The sequence below is a fragment of the Cupriavidus sp. GW821-FHT02F09 genome (assembly GCF_059421605.1).
The window spans coordinates 1-21,668 of the sequence record NZ_JBWKVH010000053.1 but is presented as its reverse complement, the minus strand read 5'-3'; the positions used below and the strand labels follow the sequence as shown (position 1 = coordinate 21,668).

Annotated in this window: 21 protein-coding genes and 1 pseudogene; 9 read left to right on the top strand and 13 right to left on the bottom strand. The window is 62.4% G+C overall.

The genetic code is table 11. The features are described 5' to 3' along the window. Positions 1-18: 18 nt before the first annotated feature. Complete coding sequence (locus AC07XB_RS34270) at positions 19-303, bottom strand: DUF7146 domain-containing protein (protein WP_492831869.1); 285 nt, start codon at positions 301-303, stop codon at positions 19-21. Positions 304-465: 162 nt separating this feature from the next. Continuing rightward, positions 466-765, bottom strand: a complete 300-nt coding sequence (locus tag AC07XB_RS34265) for a hypothetical protein (RefSeq protein ID WP_492831867.1) — start codon at positions 763-765, stop codon at positions 466-468. Between AC07XB_RS34265 and AC07XB_RS34260 the strand changes: the two genes are divergently transcribed. Then, the gene (locus AC07XB_RS34260) at positions 764-1,867 is read left to right on the top strand and encodes a hypothetical protein (protein WP_492831865.1); all 1,104 of its coding nucleotides are present in this window, start codon (positions 764-766) and stop codon (positions 1,865-1,867) included. The two genes, AC07XB_RS34265 and AC07XB_RS34260, sit on opposite strands and share 2 nt — an antisense overlap. Before the next feature lie 235 nt (positions 1,868-2,102). On the opposite strand, the gene AC07XB_RS34255 is transcribed toward AC07XB_RS34260, so the two are convergent. Continuing rightward, on the bottom strand, positions 2,103-2,501 hold the full coding sequence (locus AC07XB_RS34255) for a helix-turn-helix domain-containing protein (RefSeq protein WP_492831863.1): 399 nt from the start codon (positions 2,499-2,501) through the stop codon (positions 2,103-2,105). Between the two features lie 444 nt (positions 2,502-2,945). Here AC07XB_RS34255 and radC point away from each other — a divergent pair, with 444 nt between their 5' ends. The 8 genes and pseudogenes from radC (at position 2,946) to AC07XB_RS34215 (ending at position 13,331) form a co-directional block, all read left to right on the top strand. Further along, positions 2,946-3,455, top strand: a complete 510-nt coding sequence (radC, locus tag AC07XB_RS34250) for a RadC family protein (protein WP_492831911.1) — start codon at positions 2,946-2,948, stop codon at positions 3,453-3,455. A 122-nt stretch (positions 3,456-3,577) separates the two neighbouring features. Next, positions 3,578-5,161, top strand: coding sequence for an aldehyde dehydrogenase family protein (locus tag AC07XB_RS34245; protein ID WP_492831861.1), 1,584 nt, complete (start codon positions 3,578-3,580; stop codon positions 5,159-5,161). After that, entirely contained in the window at positions 5,158-5,604 is a 447-nt protein-coding gene (locus AC07XB_RS34240) for a periplasmic heavy metal sensor (RefSeq protein WP_492831859.1), read from the top strand. Before AC07XB_RS34245 ends, AC07XB_RS34240 begins: the two co-directional genes overlap by 4 nt. Next, positions 5,601-6,173, top strand: coding sequence for an RNA polymerase sigma factor (locus AC07XB_RS34235; RefSeq protein WP_492831857.1), 573 nt, complete (start codon positions 5,601-5,603; stop codon positions 6,171-6,173). Before AC07XB_RS34240 ends, AC07XB_RS34235 begins: the two co-directional genes overlap by 4 nt. A gap of 193 nt (positions 6,174-6,366) precedes the next feature. Further along, complete coding sequence (locus AC07XB_RS34230) at positions 6,367-7,509, top strand: TolC family protein (protein WP_493688167.1); 1,143 nt, start codon at positions 6,367-6,369, stop codon at positions 7,507-7,509. Positions 7,510-7,514: 5 nt separating this feature from the next. Further along, positions 7,515-8,696, top strand: coding sequence for an efflux RND transporter periplasmic adaptor subunit (locus tag AC07XB_RS34225; RefSeq protein WP_492831853.1), 1,182 nt, complete (start codon positions 7,515-7,517; stop codon positions 8,694-8,696). Further along, entirely contained in the window at positions 8,693-11,923 is a 3,231-nt protein-coding gene (locus AC07XB_RS34220; protein WP_492831851.1) for a CusA/CzcA family heavy metal efflux RND transporter, read from the top strand. The genes AC07XB_RS34225 and AC07XB_RS34220 overlap by 4 nt, the downstream gene beginning before the upstream one ends. Before the next feature lie 84 nt (positions 11,924-12,007). Next, positions 12,008-13,331: pseudogene (locus AC07XB_RS34215) on the top strand (MFS transporter). A 25-nt stretch (positions 13,332-13,356) separates the two neighbouring features. Here the strand turns inward: AC07XB_RS34215 and AC07XB_RS34210 are convergent. The 10 genes from AC07XB_RS34210 to AC07XB_RS34165 form a co-directional block, all read right to left on the bottom strand. Next, positions 13,357-14,358: a hypothetical protein gene (locus AC07XB_RS34210; protein WP_492831909.1), complete on the bottom strand. Its 1,002-nt coding sequence runs from the start codon at positions 14,356-14,358 to the stop codon at positions 13,357-13,359. A gap of 200 nt (positions 14,359-14,558) precedes the next feature. Beyond that, positions 14,559-15,482, bottom strand: coding sequence for a DUF1259 domain-containing protein (locus tag AC07XB_RS34205; RefSeq protein WP_492831849.1), 924 nt, complete (start codon positions 15,480-15,482; stop codon positions 14,559-14,561). 153 nt (positions 15,483-15,635) lie between these two features. Then, the gene (locus AC07XB_RS34200) at positions 15,636-16,922 is read right to left on the bottom strand and encodes an MFS transporter (RefSeq protein ID WP_492831847.1); all 1,287 of its coding nucleotides are present in this window, start codon (positions 16,920-16,922) and stop codon (positions 15,636-15,638) included. Positions 16,923-17,032: 110 nt separating this feature from the next. Next, the gene (locus tag AC07XB_RS34195) at positions 17,033-17,353 is read right to left on the bottom strand and encodes a PepSY-like domain-containing protein (RefSeq protein WP_492831845.1); all 321 of its coding nucleotides are present in this window, start codon (positions 17,351-17,353) and stop codon (positions 17,033-17,035) included. 16 nt (positions 17,354-17,369) lie between these two features. After that, positions 17,370-17,837 (bottom strand): hypothetical protein, encoded by a 468-nt coding sequence (locus tag AC07XB_RS34190; protein WP_492831843.1) that lies wholly within the window; start codon positions 17,835-17,837, stop codon positions 17,370-17,372. Between the two features lie 21 nt (positions 17,838-17,858). Next, entirely contained in the window at positions 17,859-18,485 is a 627-nt protein-coding gene (locus tag AC07XB_RS34185) for a 3-keto-alpha-glucoside-1,2-lyase-like domain-containing protein (protein WP_492831841.1), read from the bottom strand. Between the two features lie 35 nt (positions 18,486-18,520). After that, on the bottom strand, positions 18,521-18,979 hold the full coding sequence (locus AC07XB_RS34180; protein ID WP_492831839.1) for a chromate resistance protein ChrB domain-containing protein: 459 nt from the start codon (positions 18,977-18,979) through the stop codon (positions 18,521-18,523). After that, on the bottom strand, positions 18,976-19,896 hold the full coding sequence (locus AC07XB_RS34175) for a Fe-Mn family superoxide dismutase (RefSeq protein ID WP_492831837.1): 921 nt from the start codon (positions 19,894-19,896) through the stop codon (positions 18,976-18,978). Before AC07XB_RS34175 ends, AC07XB_RS34180 begins: the two co-directional genes overlap by 4 nt. A 23-nt stretch (positions 19,897-19,919) precedes the next feature. Beyond that, positions 19,920-21,122 carry a chromate transporter gene (locus tag AC07XB_RS34170; protein WP_492831835.1) on the bottom strand — a complete coding sequence of 401 codons (1,203 nt, stop codon included), beginning with the start codon at positions 21,120-21,122 and terminating at the stop codon, positions 19,920-19,922. A gap of 30 nt (positions 21,123-21,152) precedes the next feature. Next, on the bottom strand, positions 21,153-21,668 hold a 516-nt coding region (locus AC07XB_RS34165), incomplete at its 5' end, for a chromate resistance protein ChrB domain-containing protein (RefSeq protein WP_492831833.1).

The following is a 21,668-nucleotide window of genomic DNA, read 5'->3' as shown; positions in this document are numbered from 1 at the left end:
TCTCGGTGGTCGGGCAATTTAGGCGAATGGCAGCGCCGGCGAGCTTTTGAGGGCTAGCCATCTGCGCGTTTCCACATCGGTGAAGGGCGCCTTGTAGCCGTCCTTGCTGAGGTAGGTACGACGGAGCGTGACTGGCGTGCCATCGATGCGCCTCGCCCTGGCCAGCATCACTGGTTCGCAACCCCGATTCACCGGCTTGTCTTCATCGTCTGTATTCCAGCAGGACATGGAAGGGTGATACCGAAGGTCGGGGCGAGCCAAGCGAGCTGCAGGCCGGGCACCCGGCAACTGGAGCAGGCCCACACGGGCGAAGCCACTGTAATGGCCACCGAGCCTATCCAGGTCGCGTTCAGCTTCGCCCGCTTCCTTCTGACTTCGACTTCTGCCTTCGCCTTGAGGCTACGCTCGTCGTGGCGGGCGGCTGGCCGTCTTACCGGGCGACAGCATGCATCGTCCTTCAGGAACTCACGCGTTTCGCGATCGCTCGTGCCGGTGAAAGCGCGTAGGTCCCCGAGGCGCGGCCGTGAGCAGCGCCTCAGCCCCACCAATGCCACTTCCATCTTGCGCCCATCCATGCCAAAGCTCCGAATCCGTAGGCCCGCTCGCCGACAGTGTCGCGATGGCGGCTTCCAGATGATCGAGATGGGGCTGTACCTCATCATTGCCGCGATGATCATTGCGATGATGAAGCGGCACGAGGTGATCCGCGAGATCGAAGACAATCAGGTCATCGGCGCGGGGGCAATACGCCACCACGATGCGCATGGCGGTCACTCGCTTTGTGGTTGGGAACAAAACCCAGATCGTTGCAGGCGTGGTGCCGGGCTTTACCGATCCGCGTGCGCCTACGGTGCAGGAACTGATCACGACCAAGTACCTGTCGGCCTCGCCATGCACTTCCCCTTTTTCACGGCCATTTGTCTTGGGCCAAAGCCGGGTGACGGTGCATCCAATTCATTTTGGGGATTACAGCGGTGTCCAGTTTGAACGTTTGGTTTTTGCCTATCATGTTCTCGCTGGCTGGCACGACCTGGTCTGGCATGACCAGTCTGAAGGTGACCAAGGGCGGGACATCGCCTGTATCGAGGAGTTCTGTGATCGGCCGGTGCGCAGGACAATCATCCAGTGCGCGAACCGCGACACACTGACGCTTGCAAAAGCCAAGGCGGACATGACGAAGGCAATCAAGGCCGCTAGCGGGAAGGCGAATGCCTTCACGCTTGTTTGTCGCGGTGCCGTATCGGACATCATGAGAACACGGTCCAGCGAAGCTGCTACCGCGCTTGGTATCGGCCATGTGGCGATTTGGTCGAGCGTTGAGTTAGCAGAAAACTTGCGCCTCCGTGCAGGGTACCTGCTGCAATGCTTCGTCCACGGTGTCGAGTTTCCCGATGCCAAAGTGGCAATCCGCAAGTTCGTGGACGACTTCCCCGACATGTCGGACACCGAAGCGTTGCAGTTGATGGCCGCCGTATTCGATCGACCAGCCTTCCGCACACCGTTCCAGCAGGAAAGCCCTCTACTTGCGTCTCATCAGGCTATGGAAGACACCATCGGTGCACTCAATACGGGTGTATGGAAAACACGCGATGCTCATGAAATCCGGCGCATCCCTTCGATCCATCACCTCCGGGATCAACGTGTTCGCACGGTGCTGGCGAAAACTGTCCAACATGCCGATGCGCTGCGCCGTTTGTTTGTCGAGCGCCTTCGTGAAGGCGCGATAAAGCATTGCGGGTGCGGTCAGTCAGATTGCCCAGCTTTCATGCTCACCTCCCGCATTGCCGACGTGTTGAACGAAGCCCGTAACAGTGTCTTTGCGCTGTTTCGCTCGGTCTACGTGCCGTTCGAGGTGTCGCTTCATTAGTACTTCGATGCGGAGATCAAACGGAGAGAAAGCGGCGGAGCGCACTGGATTTCGTCCATCTCAATTCACCTGCAACTTGCGCTCGGCGTAGCGAGACGCCTAGTGTCTTGAGCGCGTCGATGTGGGATTGCATCTCGTCGTACACCTCGAATTTCTTCGTTTCGCTGTAGGCATCGGCGCAATCCCGGTAGTCCCGGAAATCGTCCACCACCGCGGCGAAGGTTTCGTCCGCTTCTCAGGTCAGCTCGAAGGCCGACTCCGACGGGTCCATCGTGCAGGTCTCCGCCAGCTTGGCCAACTGCTTATCCGTGGTCAGTGAAATTGCCGTCAAAGTGACGTGTTCCCTATCAAATTTGTTCTTTGCCGCCTTGAGTTCTTCTTCGGATGGAATGGAAAACGGCTTGTTGAGTGCGTCGATGTCCTCGAACTCGAATGCACCGGCAAGGGCGCGACGGGTGTCAAGGCTGGCCGACACGACTTGCTCAACGCGCTGGATCGCTCGCACGTTGAGGCCAGAGATCGCAGCCAATGGTTCCTGTGACCATTGCCGCATCTCGCGGAACAGTTTGATGCACAAGGCCAACTCAGCGGGCGTCAGCAGGCGAACTTGTTGGGTGCTTTCAGTCGCGTTCATTTCATAGCTCCATCGTCTTCGACCGATGTCGCGAAGTATGGGGAGCCGGAGGCAAGGGCAACACGACAGCAGCCTGACAGCCAGCCGACAAGCACGAGGATAGTCACCAACGCGGTTCGCTTCCAAACAATCTCAACGGTTCTCCCCGGGCGTGCCACCGTCGGGTTCGCGGGCTGCGCCCCGCGCCGAGTCTCGGCCATTCGGCTTTGATCCCTGACGCGTCCGGCCCCGTGGGCCTGCGCGCTCCGCTTGCCCATCCTTGCCTTCGTTGGAGGTGGATAGGCGGTCTTGCTGGTCCCTTCACCGTATCACGGCGTTCTCGCCGTCAAGGGCTGCGCGCTTTGGGCGCTTGCGGCCGTGGCCGTCTTCGACCCTGTGACCGCTGCGCTGCGCCGTGCAGGACGCGGTTCCGGGCAATTCCGCCCGAGCAACCGGAGCACGATCATGTCGCAACTGTCCTTTTCTTCATTCGCTTCCTCGCTGCTGGTGCGTGACGCGCAGGGGCGTTATCTGCCGGCGTCAGTGGAGCAGATTCTGGAGGCGGCGCGCCAGGTCATCGACCAGAGGATGCGGCGGGGCATGCCCTTTACGTCGTCGATGCTGGTCAAGGAGTACCTGAGCACCAAGTTGGCCGGCTTCGAGCACGAAGTCTTTGCGGTACTGTTCTTGGACTCGCAGCATCAGCTGATCGAGTATGTCGAGATGTTCCGCGGCACCATCGACAGCGCATCGGTGTACCCGCGCGAAGTGGTGAAAGAGGCGCTGCGGTTCAACGCGGCAGCGGTGATCTTCTCGCACAATCATCCAAGTGGGAACCCTGCGCCGAGCCAAGCCGACAAGCTGCTGACCCAGCGGCTCACGAATGCACTGGCGTTGGTGGATGTACGCACACTGGATCACATCATTGTCGCTGGCAATTCCACAACGTCATTCGCCGAGCGTGAACTGCTCTAACCTCGGGGGCCAAGGCCCCCTTTTTGCCGCGTCCGGCGCCGCTACTTGGTCCCGCTACGTTCGCGCTGGCGAAGCCGCTTCATATACGCATCGCCCACCAGATCGTCAGGGCCGAGGCCCGAATGGCCGACAGCACCAAGGCGATGCGCAAGAGCATCGTCGATCGGGACATACTGCCGGTCTCATCGAACCCAGCAGCAGCCTGGCGCTGGCTAAGCACATCCTGCCCGATGCGAGGCGGCGAGTCGATCCGCGTCTACGATTCGGCGACCGAAGCCCCGTTAGCCCAGGTCTGTCTCGGCACCGCAGACGATGTGGCCGCAGCCGTGCGGGCACGGCCTGGCTGGCAGGCGCTGGGCGCAGCCGGACGGGCGCCGTACCTGCGCGCGCTGGAAGGCTGCGCAGGGGAGCTCGCCAATGAGATCTCGCACGAAGTCGGCATGCCGCTGAAGCTGTTGCGCCGCATCCAGGTCGACGCACCGATCGCGGCGTGGCGCGCCATGGCGGCGCTGGCCGACGCGTTCGATTTCGTCCGCACGATCGGTAATTCCCGCGTGACGCTGGCACCGGTCGGGGTGGTAGCCGCCATTACGCCGTGGAACTACCCGTTGCACCAGATCACGGCCAAACTGGCGCCGGCGCTGCTGGCCGGCTGCACCGTGGTGCTGAAGCCGTCAGAGCTTGCCCCCGCCGTCACTGAACGGTTGACGGCCGCCTGCGAGCAGGCGAAGCTGCCGCCTGGCGTCCTCAATCTCGTGCTGGGTGGCGCGGCGGTCGGCGACGCGCTGGTATCGCATCCCGAAATTCAGATGGTGTCGTTCACCGGTTCTACGGCGGTCGGTCGCAAGGTCGCCGCGCAGGCGGCCGGCGACATGAAGCGTGTGTCGATGGAGCTGGGCGGGAAGTCGGCGGCTGTCGTGCTGCCGGGCGCGGATCTCGCCGGGGCGATCAAGGCGACGGTCAGCTCATGTTTTCTCAATTCGGGGCAGACCTGCAGCGCGACCACCCGGCTAATCGTAGCCCGCGAGGATTACCCGCAGTGCCGGCAACTGCTGGCCGAGGCGGCCGCAGCGATGAAACTCGGCGATCCCGCCGATGGTGAAACCCGGATTGGCCCCTTGCTGTCGGCGCAGCAGCGTCAGCGTGTGCGGGCGCATATCGCCGAAGCTGAGCAGGCAGGCTTTGACAGGATCGCAGGCGGTGCCGATGCGCCAGTGCCAGCGACGGGCTATTTCGTCGCGCCGACCATCTACGGCAACGTCGCCCCCGACAGCAGGCTGGCCCAAGTGGAGGTGTTTGGTCCGGTGTTAGCGGTGCTGTGCTACGACAGCGTGGATGAGGCGATTGAAGATGTCGCCCCGATCGAGGGGAATGCCAATCCAGCGCCGTATATAGGTAACCACCAAAGGAGAAACGTTATGGCAGATGTAGACAAGTGGCTCACGGGTGCAGCTGAAGTCACCCGAAATGATCACCATCGCGTCGATGCTGGACGAATCTTGCGGCGGCTTGCCACGGAGCCCTCGCCGGCGCTGGCCCTTGCCAGGCACGATGCGCGCCTCACCATGCTGTGCGCGGCCGCCGCTGCCATGATCGCGTTCGCGGGAATCGAAACCATCGCAACGAGCACCTGGGAGAAGCCCAGCGCAACTTGGCTGTCTATGCCGCCTGCCGCGTCGCCGTTCGGCCTCCTGGTGGGTGAATGATGACGCCTCGCATTCGAAGGCTATCCATTTCGACGCTGGCAGGTGCCCTCGCTGGCGTACTCATCGCGGGGGCCATCGTGATGGTCCGACACACCTCGCCGAGGCCGGAAACAGACCTACATGAGATGCTCCACCAGGCGGTGCCGCTCGATACCAACGAGAAACAGATATTGGACGCCAAGGAGCGCGCGTTCGATGCGCGTAGAGCGGAAATCGAGGGGAGACTGCGCGTCGCCAATGGCCAACTTGCGGATGCCATCTCGAAAAATCCCTCATGGTCGCCGGAGGTCGAAAGCGCGATTCAACAGGTTGAGCGGGCGGCGGGTGACCTGCAGCGCGCGACGTTGATACACGTATTCGAGATGCGTGCCGGACTCAAGCCGGAACATCGTCCAGCCTATGACAAAGTGCTTATAGATGCACTAAAACGTGGGTCGCAGTGACCGTGCACGAATCGGACAGCGCACTTGCCGTGCGCTCCGCGCGGGGCGATCATCGCGCTTTCGCGACGCTGGTGCGGCGCCATGCTGCTGCCGTGGCCCAGGCAGCCCGCAGCTTTGGAATCCCGGAGACGGACATCGACGATGTGGTTCAAGACACCTTTGTTTCCGCTTGGCGGGCGCTGGGTGACTACGACGACTCGCGTCCGTTCCGCGCTTGGCTGTTCAGTGTCGCGCTCAACAAGATGCGGGATCTGTACCGCTTCCGGAAAGTACGGCATTTCCTGTTTGGCGCGTTCGATATCGACAGTCCCGATGCGCCCCCACTGGAGGACCCCCGCCCCGGGCCGGAGCGGCAGACCGCTGCAAAGCGCGATCTCGCGCGCGTCACCAAAACGCTGAAGCGGCTGGACCGAGACCAGCGCGAAGCGATTGTATTGACCGCTATCGTCGGATTGTCGCAACCCGAGGCCGCCTCCGCCCTCGGCGTCACCCCCAAAGCTCTGGAAGGACGAATTGCGCGCGCACGTTTCAAGCTGAACGAGCTCATCGAGCGCGACGGGACAGAATAAATTTCGCTTCCATGCGAGGGGACGACTAGCGCAGCGCCGTAGAGAAGGAAGGCACCCGCAATTGGACTGCCGACTGCCCGAAAGGAGGCTCGTCATCGTTCCCGCATTTTTTAACGCTAGCTCCACAATGGCCGTGGCGCTGGTCATCTCTAGCGCTTCCCTCGCCTACGCGGCCGATGCGCCACCCTATGGTGTGCTCTTGCAGCAAGCCCTTGCAGAAGCGCCGACGCTTCTTGAGCAACAGGCCAATGTCAGTGCGGCGACTGCGGATGCAGCACAGACCCGGGCCTGGCCGAATCCCCGCGTGGATACGGTCATTGAGAACCTCGGGGCACCGTCAAGCGGCAGTGCAAGTCAACGTCAAAACACCTATTCGATTACTCAGCCATTTGAAATCTTGGGCAAGCGCGGCGCTCGCATCGAAGCGGGCGAGCGCAACCTTGTTGCGGTCGAAGCGCGCCGCCGCCAGGCGCAGATCGCATTCGCGGCAGAACTCGCTGTCGCTTACGCCACCGTCGAAACGACGCGAGCCCGCATGATACTCGCGCAAGATGATCTGGCCCGCGCCAACGACGACCTGCGCGCCGCGCGCGCCCAGGTTCAAGCAGGGAAGGAAGCTGATTTGCGGCTAGCCCAGGCGCAGGCCAGCGTCGCCGCGGCTCAAGCGGGCGAACAGGCCGCCAAGGCGGATGGCACCCAGGCACTCGAGCGCTTATCCGCACTGGCCGGAGCGAGTACCCCCTATTCGGGTGTCACTGGCTCGTTGCTGACCACGACCAAGAGCAGGGCGATGGGTGGTGAAGCGCTGGGAGAAACACCCGCAGTCGTGACGGCGCAGGCCGAACGCGACGCCTTGGATGCCCAGGTCCAGGTCGAAGAGAAAAAGTGGATCCCGGATGTTGGCCTAAGCGCGGGGGTTCGGCGCTATGGCTGGACCAATGAGAGCGGATACGTGGTTGGCGTATCCGCGACGATTCCGATTCTCGACCGGAACAGCAATGCGGTTGCGGCCGCGAAGCAACGTGTCATTGCAGCGGAGGCCCGGCTTGCATCGGCACGACTCCAAGCCGCTGCGACGCGCCGCTCCGCAGAAGCACAGGTGATAGCTGCGGAACAACGGCTGAGTGCTGCCACGGAGGGTGAACGCGCCGCATCGGAGGCATACCGTCTCGGGCGTATTGGCTACGACGCCGGAAAGACATCCCTGTTGGAACAGCTCGCCATCCGACGCGCGTTGTCGGATGCGAAGGGATTGACCATTGACGCGGGCCTGGCGCGCGTGCGCGCGCTCGCCGCGCTTGCGCAGGCCGATGGCCGCCTAGCTTTTGGAGAATGACGAAAATGACCGAGAACCGCCGATCGGCAAACTGGCCGATGATCGCGGGGATTGCGGGTGTCGCCGCCGTGATCGGATTTGGCGCTGCCCGTGGACTTGCACCGGCCAGCGGCCGGGCCCCCAGCCAGGCGCCCGCAGCCTCCGCGCCCGCCGCCGCAGCTAGCGATGCGCTGGATGAAGTCAAGATTCCGAATGACTACCTCTCGGCTGCCAATATCGCCGTGGAGCCGGTCGCCTCCGGCGATGTGGGCAATGAGATCCTGGCACCGGCCACGGTCGCCGCCATCCCCGGCGGGGAGGCGGTCGTCGTGGCGAGAGCATCCGGTACCGTCCAGCGCGTGAATCGACGACTCGGGGATTCCGTGCGAGCCGGGGAGGTGCTGGCGACCGTAGACAGCCTTGACGCGGCCACCATGGCTGCCGAGCGCCGCGTGGCGCAGGCCAAGGCGGACCTGGCCCGCAAGACGTACGCGCGGGAATCGAGCCTGTATCAGCAAGGCGTGACGCCAAGGCAGGAGATGGAAGCAGCGAAGGCCGGCTTGGATGTAGCTGAAGCCGAGGCCCAGCGGGCGGCGGCCGTGGCGCGTGCCGCGCATGTCTCCGATGACGGCCGCGCTGTCGCGTTGGTCAGCCCGATCGCGGGCAGGATCACCAACCAGAGCGCCACCATCGGCGCCTATGTCGCGCCGGACGCCGAGCTCTTCCGCGTCGCAGCCTCCGGCGCGGTGCAGGTCGAGGCATCGGTGACGGCGGTCGAAATGAGCCGCATCGCGGCAGGCGACCGAGCGACCATCTTGCTCGGAACCGGTTCTCCGGTCGCGGCAACGGTGCGCTCCGTGACCCCCACGGTGAGCGGAAGCTCGCGTGCGGCAACGGTCGTGCTGGCGCCAAAAGACCCTTCGCCTGCACTCGTTGTCGGCGAAGGGGTGCAGGTACGCCTGCACGCCCGAGCCAGCAGCGAGGGAGGCCTGACAGTGCCCGAGGATGCCGTACAGAACCTGGATGGCCGGGATGTACTCTTCGTGCGGACGGCCCAAGGATTCCGTCCCCAACCGGTGTTGATCGGTGCACGCAGTGGCGGTATCGCCCAGATCGTTTCGGGAGTCCGCGCCGGCGAACGCGTGGCCACGCGCAATGCGTTCCTCGTCAAGGCTGAAGCGAAGAAGAGCGCCGGGGACGACGAATGATCAATGGCATTCTCTACGGCGCCGTCCGGCTGCGCTGGCTGGTCCTGTTCCTGACTGCCGTAGTGGCGGCGGTCGGGGCGTGGCAGCTCAACGTCCTCCCTATCGACGTCACGCCTGACATCACCAACAAGCAGGTCCAGATCAATACGGTCGTGCCGACCCTAAGTCCGGTCGAGGTCGAGAAGCGTGTGACCTATCCGATCGAGACGGCCCTGGCCGGGCTGAACGGGGTCGAACGCACGCGCTCGTTCTCCCGCAACGGCTTCAGCCAGGTCACGGCGATCTTCAAGGAGGACGCCAACCTCTACTTCATGCGCCAGCAGGTGACGGAGCGGCTGGCGCAGGCGCGTCCCAATCTGCCTGACGGGGCTGCGCCGCAGATGGGGCCTGTGTCCACTGGGCTGGGCGAAGTATTTCACTACAGCGTCGAGTATGCGCACCCCGATGGCAAAGGCGCGACAGTAAAGGACGGCCAGCCGGGTTGGCAGAGCGACGGTGGTTTCCTGACGGATCGCGGCGAGCGTCTTGCGGATAGGGTGTCGAAGCTTGCCTATCTGCGCACCGTGCAGGACTGGATTGTCCGGCCGCAATTGCGAACCACGCCGGGTGTTGCCGACGTGGATTCGCTCGGCGGCTATGTAAAGGAGTTCGTTGTCGAGCCGGATACGGCGAAGCTGGCCGCGTACGGCATCTCCTACGCAGATCTCAGCAAGGCACTGGAGGATGCGAACCTGTCCGTGGGTGCGAACTATATCCGCCGCTCCGGCGAGTCCTATCTGGTGCGTGCGGATGCGCGCATCCGTACCGTTGACGAGATCGCGCGGGCCGTCGTCGCACAGCGCCAGGGCGTTCCTGTGACGGTTGGCCAGGTCGCAACGGTGAATGTCGGCGGGGAGTTGCGTTCGGGGGCTGCCAGCCGCAACGGCTATGAGACAGTTGTCGGCAGCGCGCTCATGCTGGTTGGCGCAAATAGCCGAACCGTGGCACAGGCGGTCGGCGACAAGCTCAAGGAGATCGAAAAGACGATGCCGGCCGGGGTCGTCATCGTACCGACTCTGGATCGCTCACAACTGGTGGTGGCGACCATCAAGACCGTTGCGAAAAACCTGGCCGAGGGCGCCGTGCTGGTCGTTGCGATCCTGTTCGCCCTTCTGGGGAACTGGCGCGCGGCAGTGATTGCAGCCCTGGTCATCCCGCTGTCGCTGCTGATCAGCGCCATCGGCATGAACGCGTTGAACATCTCGGGCAACCTGATGAGCCTAGGGGCACTCGACTTCGGCCTCATCATCGACGGCGCCGTGATCATTGTCGAGAACGCGTTGCGCAGTCTTGCGGAGCGGCAGGCCCATGAGGGGCGGCTGCTAACCCTCAACGAGCGGCTGGAGGAGGTTGTCGCGTCTTCCCGCGAGATGGTCCGCCCGACCATCTACGGGCAAATGGTCATCCTCCTCGTCTTCCTCCCATGCCTGACGTTTCAGGGTGTGGAGGGCAAGATGTTCTCACCGATGGTGATCACGCTGATGCTCGCACTGGCCTCGGCATTCGTGTTCTCGCTGACGTTCGTGCCGGCCATGATCGCGGTGCTGCTGCGCAAGGAAATCTCGGAGAAAGAAGTGCGCGTGATCGTCGCCACCAAGGCGCGATACAAGCCTTGGCTGACGCGTGCGGTAACGCAGCCGCTTCCCTTCATTGGCGCGGGCGTTGGCGTGCTGCTGCTAGCCGTGGTTGCCTTCACCTTCGTCGGCCGCGAGTTCATGCCCACGTTGGATGAACAGAACCTCAACCTTTCTTCGGTGCGTATCCCGTCGACCTCGATCGACCAGTCTGTCGCCATCGACTTGCCTCTCGAGCGGGCGGTATTGAGTCTGCCCGAGGTGAAGACGGTGTACTCGAAAGCGGGTACGGCGAGCCTGGCCGCCGACCCGATGCCGCCGAATGCTTCCGACAACTACATCATTCTCAAGCCGAAAGAGCAATGGCCGGCGGGGGTCACAACCAAGGAGCAGGTCATCCAGCGGATCCGGGAAAAGACCGCGCCGATGGTGGGCAACAATTTCGATGTGACGCAACCGATCGAGATGCGCTTCAATGAGCTGATCGGCGGCGTTCGTAGCGACGTGGCCGTCAAGATCTATGGTGAAGACCTGGACGAACTGGCTTTCACCGCGCAACGCATCGCCGCTGTGCTGCGCAAGACACCCGGATCGTCTGACGTGCGCGTGGCACAAACGACGGGCTTCCCCACCTTCGATATCGCTTTCGACCGCGCGGCGATCGCTCGCTTCGGACTGACGGTGAAAGAGGTAGCGGATACCGTTTCCACGGCGTTGGCAGGCAAGCCCGCCGGGCAGGTTTTCGATGGCGACCGCCGCTTTGACATCGTGGTGCGCTTGGCCGGGGAACAGCGTAACAACCTCGACGTGCTGGGCGCCTTGCCGGTGATGCTGCCTATGACCGAAGGAAGACCCCGCGCATCGGTCCCGCTTCGGCAACTTGTGCAGTTCCGTTTCACGCAGGGCTTGAATGAGGTCAGTCGAGACAACGGCAAGCGGCGCATCTATGTCGAGGCCAATGTGGTGGGCCGAGACCTTGGCGGTTTCGTCGACGACGCAGCCGCGCGCATTGAAGCCGCGGTCAAACTGCCGACGGGATCCTGGATCGAATGGGGCGGCCAGTTCCAGAACTTGCAGGCGGCAACCAAGCGGCTGGCCATCATCGTGCCGATCTGCTTTGTGCTTATCGCTGCGGCACTGTACATGGCGATCGGCAATGCCGCGCTGACTGCCACGGTGCTGACCGCCGTGCCGCTCGCCCTGGCCGGAGGCGTCTTCGCACTAGCGCTGCGCGGCATTCCGTTCTCGATCTCCGCCGCGGTTGGGTTCATTGCGGTGTCCGGCGTGGCCGTCCTCAATGGGCTGGTGCTGATCTCGGCCATACGCAAGCGGCTGGAAGACGGGATGGTTGCCAATGCGGCCATCATCGAAGGCGCAATGGAGCGTGTTCGTCCGGTGCTGATGACGGCACTAGTCGCATCGCTGGGCTTTGTCCCGATGGCGATTGGGACCGGTACCGGTGCCGAGGTGCAGCGGCCCCTGGCAACGGTGGTGATCGGCGGCCTGATCACGGCCACGGTGCTCACCTTGTTCGTGTTGCCAGCCGTTTGCGGCATGGTGCTGAGGCGGCGTGAAGCCGCCGGGCGGGGTGCTGGCAAGCTGGCGGAAGTCTAGTCCCTCGGCAATCTGTCGGCAGTCGGCGAGGACGGAAGCAAGCTCCCGTCGTCCGCTGGCATGTGAACGTAACAGGAGATATGGATGCTAGATGTACTAGCAAATCGAACTTACCGGCATCTGTTTCTGGCGCAGATCATCGCGCTGGTTGGAACCGGGCTCGCCACGGTCGCGCTGGGCCTTCTTGCCTATGATATCGCCGGCCCCAACGCCGGCAGCGTCCTGGGCACGGCCCTCGCGATCAAGATGGTGGCCTACGTCGGCGTCGCGCCAGTGGTCGGCGCTTTCGCAAACCGGCTGCCAAGGCGTGCGTTCCTTGTCACGATGGAATCTGATCCGGGCGGCGGTTGCCGTGTCATTGCCGTTCGTCAGCGATATCTGGCAGATCTACATCCTGATCTTCGTTCTGCAATCGGCTTCGGCAGCATTTACGCCAACATTTCAGGCCACGATTCCGGATGTGCTGCCGGACGAGAAGGACTCTGTCGCGCCTCGCCTACGACATGGAAAGCCTGGTGAGTCCCATGTTGGCTGCAGCCCTGTTGACCGTCATCACCTTCCACGGGCTCTTCGCCGGCACCGTTGTGGGCTTCCTGTTCTCCGCAGCGCTCGTCGTTTCCGTTCGCCTGCCGCAGTCACACGCGGTCGAGCGTAGTGGCAGCATCTACGCAAAGACGTTCCGCGGCATTTCCATCTACTTGCGTACACCGCGCCTGCGCGGCTTGTTGGCCCTCAACCTTGCAGCAGCAGCGGCCAGTTCGATGGTCATCGGGAATACGGTGGTCTACGTCCAGGGTAAGCTTCACCGACCGAGCACCGACGTGCCCTTTGCGCTGGCGGCCTTCGGTTTTGGCTCGATGCTCGTCGCGTTGCTGCTGCCTTGGCTGCTCGACAAGCGCCCGGACCGGCCCGCGATGCTGGCGGGGGCATCGATCATGGCGATCGGGTTGCTTGCCGGGATGGCTGTGGCCAGCTCGGGCGGCATATTCGAGTGGCCAGCATTCCTTCTTACCTGGTTTGGCATCGGGGTAGGCTATTCAATGACCCTGACGCCGAGCGGGCGCCTGCTGAAAAGATCAGCCGCGTCATCCAATCGCCCGGCGGTCTTCGCGGCGCAGTTTTCGCTGTCGCACGCGTGCTGGCTCATCACCTATCCGCTGCCGGGCAACTCGGCGCACGAATCGGCATGGCATCGACCTTCGGCGTACTCGCCGCGGTGATGTTGATTGGACTCGTTATCGCATGGCGCGCGTGGCCGGCCTCTGACCTGGACGAGCTCGCCCACGAGCACGCAGGCGACCCGCGTCTGAACGAGCACCTCGCAGAGGGTCACCGTATCGGGGATCGTAGTCACCGGCACGCGTTCACCATCGACGATTACCACCCGAAGTGGCCGGAGGACCATTGAGGTACAGCCTGAACGTCCCCCATGTCTAGCCTTTGGGTTCCATGATGCGCAACATCGCTTGTCCCTGAACATTCTTGAGCGGAAAGAATGCACGGTGCGTCGAACCATCGACCGCGACGACGTGCGCATTGGAGCCGATGCGGCCTTCGCCGATCTTCGACACTTTGCCGGCCTCGGCTTTGAACATCGAGACTGTGCCAGCTTCGCCGGCGACATAGAGCAGATGCAGCTGCGGGTCGAAGGCAAGGACGTCCGGGTCTTGACCGACGTCGAAGGATGATGTGACTCGCATCGTACGCATGTCGAGCACCAGCAGCTTGTCATTGCCTTCGCAGGCAATGAACGCGAGTCGTTGCAGCGGTTCGATCAGCAGCCCATGATTGCCTTGCGCGCCCGGTAGGTCGATCCGCGCGATGATCCGATCAGTGACGGGGTCGATCTCGACTAGTTGTCGCCGTGATTGCACGTTTACAAAAATGTGCCGGGAAACCGGATCGTATGCGGTATTGCCGACCTCCCCACCGAGCGGGATAGTCGTAATCCGAGTGTTCGAGAGCACGTCGATCACTGTCTCAGCCGCCCCCCTTTCGTCGGAGACATAGAGCTTATGTGTGTGGGGCGCGTAGGCCATGCCATCCGGGTAAATTCCGCCCGGCATGCGCGCTGTGATCCTAAGCGTGGATTCGTCAAGCTCGACGATTTCATTTGAGCCGGTAGCAGACGCATACACCCGTGACAGTTCGGGTATTGCGAGTACGCCGTGGACCGAGGCGATACCAGGAATCCGGGCGATCACGCGTGCAACGCGCGTGTCGAAAGCGATCACTTCGCCGTCTCCCAGATGGGCGATGAACAGCAAGTGTCGATCTGGGTCGAAGCTTGCATAGTCCAGCCGGCTCGGCCGCCCGCCTAGCGGAACGTCGGCCACTTGCTTGAGCGGCAGGCTGCCTGGAGCCCATTCGTCATCCGCGCCCAATGCATGGAACGCTATCCCCCCAAGTGCCACCGCGGCAATGCACGGGAGCATGAGAAGCCAACGAGTGATGGATCGTCGGGAGGTTGCGTTCATAAATTGCCGTCATCCGTGATGATTGACGTGCGTATCGCCTCACCACGCATACACTGAGTACCAGTGCTTGGAAGAATCAATCTCCCGCCAAGCTCGGTAAACGTCTCCGTGCGGTAGTGCTGATCGAGAATGCCCTCGAGGTGAGCACCCTCCCTGCGTTACTTGCGTAGGCTGGATTGGACGTCCAAGGCCTTCCTTACCGCTTTCGCCAGATCCACGGCATTTCCCTTGCCCCAGTAGTGGAGAAATAGGTAGTGAGGCTGCTCTTGAGTCATATGCTGGTGAATCGCCACGATATTGATGCCATCTGCTCGCATGGTCTTCAGTATCGGTTGTAGCTCTTCCTCGAGCATTGCGAAATCCCCATCCACGACCGCTTCGCTGTCGGAGCCGGCAAATGCCGCCCAGGTGTTGATACCCATCTCATTGCCGACCGTAATGCCGTGCATCTTGGCCTGACGGCCGATGACGACTTTGAACATTCCGTTGCTCGACTGCCCCTTCATGCCAAAGATGGCCTCCAACGGGGCGGGGCTGATTTTGCTGTCCGCGGCGATCGTCGACGGAAACCCGGTGGAGGATGTCGGATGCGCAGCTCGGATTTCAGCGACTGTGTCGTAGACTCTCTTCACGCCGCCGGCAAGATGATTGACGTCACCCATCCCGCCAATGTGCATGAAGTAGACTTTGGGCTGGTCGAAGAAGAAATGGTTGTGTAGCGCGGTGACTTCGAGACCGGCGTCGAGCGCAGCACTCATGACCGGATTGACTTCGTCTTCCAAAAGGACCGTGTCGCCCATCAGCATAACTTGCGAGCCGTGGGCCGGCGTGAAGGCAGCCCACGAGGTCAAGCCCATAAACGGGGGCATGCTCCAAGAGTCCACCTGCACCTTGATGTCGGTGCGCGGCTTCGATACCTTGAAGACGTTTTCTTCCTTGGAGAAGGTACCCTTCAAGCCGGTGATCTGCTCAATGCGAGGCGTGTCCACTGCGGGCCGTTGTTGCGCTTGCACTGTGCCGGCAATAGCAAAAGCACCAAGTGTGGCCGTGAGAATCTGGGAAAGCCGTTTCAACAGTAGCATTTGAGGGTCCTTTTCGGTGATGGTCCAAGCTTGGGTCGGAGTTTCTGGAAGGGCTGGATGAGCAGGTTGGCCGCAGTGCGTGTGTCGGGGCGAAGCTCAAGCGGCTTGGGTTGTAGGTGTTCATACCATGCACGGATCAAAGTCGACTTCCAGTCAATCGACCGGTTTGATACGTCGAAAGGCGCCCAGGAGCGCCAGGTCATAGGTGATTTTGAGCAGGCCGCAGGCGACCAGCGGTGCACCGACCCAGCCCAAGGCCAACAGCGCGCCTGCTAGGGTCGGACCGAGTGCGGAAGCCAGGCTTCTGGGGACCGCGGTCAGGCTTGCGGCCGCCGGTCGCTCCGGCGGCGTGACCACCGCCATCACATAGGCAGTCCGGGTCGGTACGTCCATCTGGGACAGCGCGCTGCGCACGAGCAACAAGGCCAGGGCCGCCACCAGGGAGTGGGAGAAGGCGGCCGCGATCAGGCAGAGGCTGGATGGAATATGGGTAAACACCATCGTGTTCAGCAAGCCGAACTTGCGGGACAGCGGCACAGCAACGAGTTGGGAGCCGGCCGTGAGCATCCCCGCCCAGAAAAAGAACTGGCCAGCGGCGCCAAGGGAAAGACCGAAGCGCTGCATCAACCACAGCGCCAGCAGCGAGTTCACCACCAGCCCGCCGGCAAAGGCGTCGACGCTAAAGAGCAGTGCAAGGCGGGTAACGATCCGGCGAGACGGACCAAGCGGTACTCGCACCGATGTCGCGTGCGGGTGTGGCTCGGGGATGCGCGCATAGAGGAACCAGAGTGCGACACCCGTCAATGCATAGATCATGAACATCACGCGCATGGCGCTGAGGAACGATATCCCCAACTGCGGGGCAAGCCAGCCCGGCAGCGCTGCCGCCAGCGCGCCGATGGCGGCGGAGAAGGCGCCAGTCAGGCTATAGCGGGCGAATAGCGCAGTGCGAGCATCAGAGGTGGACGAGTCGGCGAGACGAGCCTGCTCCAGCGGCAGGAAAACACTAACGTCACCGGAACTCGGGTTGAGCGTGCCGACGAATGCGACGAGCAACAGGGGCCATAGGGAGGACAGTCCGGCGAAGCCGATGCCGGTTGCGACCATCAATGCAGCCGCCAACACCAGCAGGCGGCGCTGCGGGTAGCGATGGCCGAGAATGCCCACCAGTATCGTCGCCAGTGCGGAGCCGATCAGGGTTGCACTGCTGATCAACCCCACTGCCAATTGCGCGAAGCCGAGCGCCAGCAAGTACGCTGGCAGCAGGACAGCGATGAACCCGTCACAGAAGCCGCGTAACGCGCGGCCGACGAGAAGCGCCAAGGCGCCGGCGTGGACGCCTGCCGGCAATACCTGGCGCGCAAGCCAGCCTCGGCTGCTGGGTGCAACTGGGTCTTTAAGGGTATGCATTGCGAAGGTGCCGTCTATGTGACGTGGCATAGCCGCCGTACCGAAGTGGATCCGGTCAATTCAGGTGGGTTCTCGAGCAATAAGATCCATGAGGCTCTCCCGATTGGCAGCTTGAGCCGTTCCCCTGTGGCCAACTTGCGTCAATCATCTTCGTCATCATCATCGTCGGCACGGGCGGCGAGCTGTTTGCCGTCTTCGCCAATGAGAACGGTTTGTTTCTCGCTACCGGTGCCGAGCGTAACCTCATAGCGGGTCTTGCCGTTTGCTGTCTGCTTCTCGATCTCGCCGACCGTACGGCCCTGCGCTTGCTTCTCGATTGCCGCTTTGACCGGAGCAGGTACTTGCGCAATATCAATGGCCTGATGACTGCGCTCACCGAATGGATTTTTCCCGCAACCAGCCACGATGAGTCCTAAGGAAACTAGAACGGCTGCAGCGAGCTTAAGGATGGGATTCGACATGACACGCTCCGCAACTTCATTTGTCCGCCAACTCGCCCTCGGCGATGGTGACGTCATCCCTTCGATATTCGATCCGTTGTTGACGCCGCCAGACCTGATAGCACTCCTCGGCGTTCGCATTGCTTGTCGAAAAGGTCATACACAGGTCGTTGTTCCGCAGCCTCCAATGCTCCTTCTGGATTTGGCCGTGCATGATGGATTCAAGGGTGCCGTCGGCCTTGAACTTATCTGACCAATGGGCACCGTCAGTGACGACTTTGCCAACAATCCCCTTCTTGATTTCAACAGCAGATGGGCGCTTGAAGGCGCCCTCGGCCTGGGTCGTGGTAGCAGAGCAGAGAATTGTGACGCCGATCCATAGGCTGGCGCGCGACATCGGCGTCCGAGCGGGACCGGCTTCGGCCGCTGCCAGCCGTGGCACGCCAGCCGTCGTCTGGCATTCCGGGTTGGCGGCGCTGTCCCACCCTTGTTCTGATGTGATCATTGGTTTAGCGCTTCCTTGTTGTCACTTCGTGCTGGCGTTTCCGAATGAGACGGTGTCGAACAAGGTCACGCTATCCGCCTTGGTCCATACGCCGACCCTGCCGGCGCCGCTGATGTGATTGTCCGCGACATCGATATAGCGCTTGCCGTCCAGCGCTACCTGGATGCGGTTGCCCACGAAGTCCACGTGCAGCGTATGCCAGACCCGGGCAGCGACAGGGGCTTCCTGGTACTGGATCGTGTGCCGGCGGCCCCCCGTCGTGTAGTACAGGGAGACGTTGTTTTCCAGTGCGTTTGCCCGCGCGACATAGTAGTTATCGCCGTCCTTCCAACGCCAGACAACGCCGCCAGCTTGATCTTCGCGGCCTGAAACGGGCTTGAACTTCGCCTCCACGAAGCCATCGGCGATAGAGACGTCTTGCTTCACGCACCAGAGGAAATCTCCGGAGCCCGATTGCTTGAGCACGTTGGCGCCGTCCTGCGCGGTCGGGTCTGTCTCGACGGTCCATTTCGGCTTGCCGCGGCCGGTGACACCCGCCACCCATCCCGCCGGCAATGCACCTTGTTGGTCCTGGTTGAACATCAGCGTCTCTCCAGTTGCCGGCATGGCTGTCAGAAGCATCGATACCATGAGCAGGATCGGTTTCACGGAGCACCTCCTGGGCGATGCGGTAACGGAACGATTTACGCCGGCATCTTCGGCGGCCATCGATGCGTTTCCGCCTGGCAATGCTGGCACCAGGCATACAAGGCGTCGTACATCACCATGCCGTGTCGGAGCATCTCGTGATCGTCGGCGAACACTTGCGAGAGACCCAGTGAGATAGCGTAGAGCCCGCCGGATTGCGGGGTGAGATCCAGCTTTGACGTGTCCGCGCCCCGCACAATGCCAGCGAGTTGGCGCAAGGCAGGATCGTTCAGATGGTACTTATCCAGGAACGCGTCGAAGCTGCACAGTTCGCCGACATGCGATAGCTCCACGCCGGGGATGTCATAGGGAACAGCACCGGTCTCGCCGGCGACTTTCACGACGTCACCGGTGGGCACGTACAGAAACTCTGGTTCCTTGTCGATAAAGCGGGCGATCAGCCAAGGGCAGGCAATGCGGTCGATCTTCGGGCGTTCGCGAGTGATCCATTTCATGACACCACCTCTTTGGGCTGAAGCGGCTTGCCTGCTTCCCGCCAGGCATCGATGCCGCCGTTGAGGTAGCGAACATCGAAGCCACGCCCTCGCAGCCACAGCGCCGTGGAGCGACCGATGTCCAGCCCCTTCATGCAGTACACGAAGAGCGGCTGCGTGGCATCGATCTTGTCGCTCCACTGATCGACGGTCGTTGGGTCATGCCAGGTAGCACCGGCCACCATGTCCGGAGCGACCGCGAAGTCTTCCGCGCGTCGCACGTCGATGACATGCGGCGCCCCACCATCGAGGGCGCTGATGCCCACGCCGAGCGGCGCAGCGTCGCCCGCCACGGCTGCGCCATAGCGCCGGTAGACGGCATCCCAGCGGATGTTTTGCATGAAGGCATCGACGTAGGCCGCCGCCTTTGCACCGAAGTCCATGTGATACGCGTGTTCGTACATATCCAGGGCAAGCACCGGAGTTGCACCGGCGAGCAGGTTCGTGTGGTCTGCGGCCCAGTGGTTTACCAGCCGACCCTCGCGCGCGGACCATGCCAGGATCGCCCAGCCCGATCCACCGCCCATTGCCTTGGCCAGTGTGGTGAACTCGGATCGCCATTGCTCGACGGAGCCGAAGTCGCGCGCCAACGCCACCGAGAGCCCGCACGAGGGCAGCACCCCATCACCGCCGAGCGCATCGAAGTACAGCTCGTGCAGGACAGCAGAGTTCGCAGCGACCAGCTCCTCGCGCTTGAGCCCATTGATCAGAAAGCCCTGCGTCGTGCTCCAATCCAGTTCGGCGAGTTCGCCGCGAATGGCGTTCAGACGTTTCACAGCGCCGGTGTAGTTGTTCTCGTAATGACTGACGATCAGCTTCTCCGAGAGGCCAGTGAGCTTGCCTGGATCGACGCCCAGCGGCTTCATTTGATAGGTCATGATGAATTCCTTGTTCGTGTGGCTCATGCGTGGAGGAATGGGTAGGCGACCAGGCCGATTAGTGCGGCGCCGACGACGATGACTGGCTCAGGCAACTTCTTGAATTTCCAGAGCAATGCGACCGTGACAAGCGCAAGCAAGACAGTGGGCAGATCGATAATTGAGCGTTTGGCCAGGACGATCACGGCGCCCGTGATGGCCCCGACAGCCGCCGCCGTCACGCCATCGACGAAGGCGATGATGCCGGGGCGCTTCCCGTACTTCTTGAAGTAGGGTGCCGGGATCACGGTGAACAGGTAGCAAGGCAGGAAGGTGCCCAGCGCGGCCACGGACGCCCCTGGCAGGCCGGCAACCAGATAGCCGATGAACCCGACCGTGATCACCACGGGGCCCGGCGTGATCATGGCCACTGCCACTGCGTCGACGAACTGCTTGTCGTTCAACCAATGGTGCTCGGTCACTACGCCGCCGTACAGGAACGGCACGATGGCAAGTCCGGACCCGAAGACGAAGGCGCCGGCCTTGGCGAAGAACACGCCGATTTGCGTCAGCAGCGGCCAGTCCACGGTGCTGACGATCCCGCCCACCGAGGGCACTTGCGTCGCCGCGAAGGCATTGAGGCCGCCTTGTCGCAGCGACTTCGGTGGCGCGCGCCAAAACCACACCACGATGCCGGCCGCCAGGAACAGCCAGGCGATCTCGGATTCGGTCACCACGGTCACTGTTGCCAATACCAGGTAGATCACCCACAGCAGCTTGTCCTTGCCCACGCTCTTGTTCGTGAGCTTGTAGGCGCTGATGGCAATGATCCCGATGACCGCGGCACCGACCCCATAGAACACCGACTGCATCCAGGTTAGCCCGCCAAATCGCACGTAGGCCCAACCCAGCGCCACCACCATCAGGAACGACGGGATGACGAACGCAATGCCGACCAAGGTCGCTCCGACGAGGCGATAGTGCACATAGCCGAAATAGATGGCGAGCTGCGCGGCCAGCGGACCGGGAGCCAACTGCGCCAGCGCTAGGCCTTCCTTGTAGTCGGCATCGTTGATCCACTTGCGCGTATCCACCAGGTCCCGGTGCATGTAACCTGCGAGGGCCACGGGGCCGCCGAAGCCCAGCGTACCCAGGCGCAACATATAGAGCACAAGTTGCCAGAGCGTATAGCTCGGCCGTTCGGCCGCCGGGGCCTGCGGAATTTCGGTTTGCTGCAGGTTGCTCATTGATCCTCCTTGAGATGGGTTCGGTGACGGCTAGCGTTTCTGGTTATTCAAAAAGTGGGCATGCAGGGAATCCAGCACCAAGCCGATTTCGGCCAGCAGCGCATCGTCGTCGGCTAGCCGCTCGCGGGCGCCGGCCAGAATCGCCTCGAACCCGCTCGCTTCGGGGACGGTCGGGCCGCCGACATCCAACGCGTGGACCATTCCCGCCAGACGCTGCAATCCAGGGTTCGCGTCAAGGCCAAAGCTCGCTAGCAGCACTTCGAAGGACACCTTCTCGCCGACGTGGGTGAAGGTCGCCCCGTCGTAGTCAAAGCCCAACGCGTCTGCGGGGCAATCGCTGGGGCTTTCGAGCCACAGGAATCGGGCGTGGGGGTCAATAAAGCGCTGGATCAGCCAGGCGCAAGTCACCCGGTCGACCCAAAGATGGCGGCGGGTGGCCCATAGCCGTCCCTGATACTGCGCGGGGTCACGCCGGGCGATTGCCCCGGAAGCGGGATGCGGTTCTCCCGGCGACAGGATCGTTTCAACGGCGCCCGTGAAATCTCG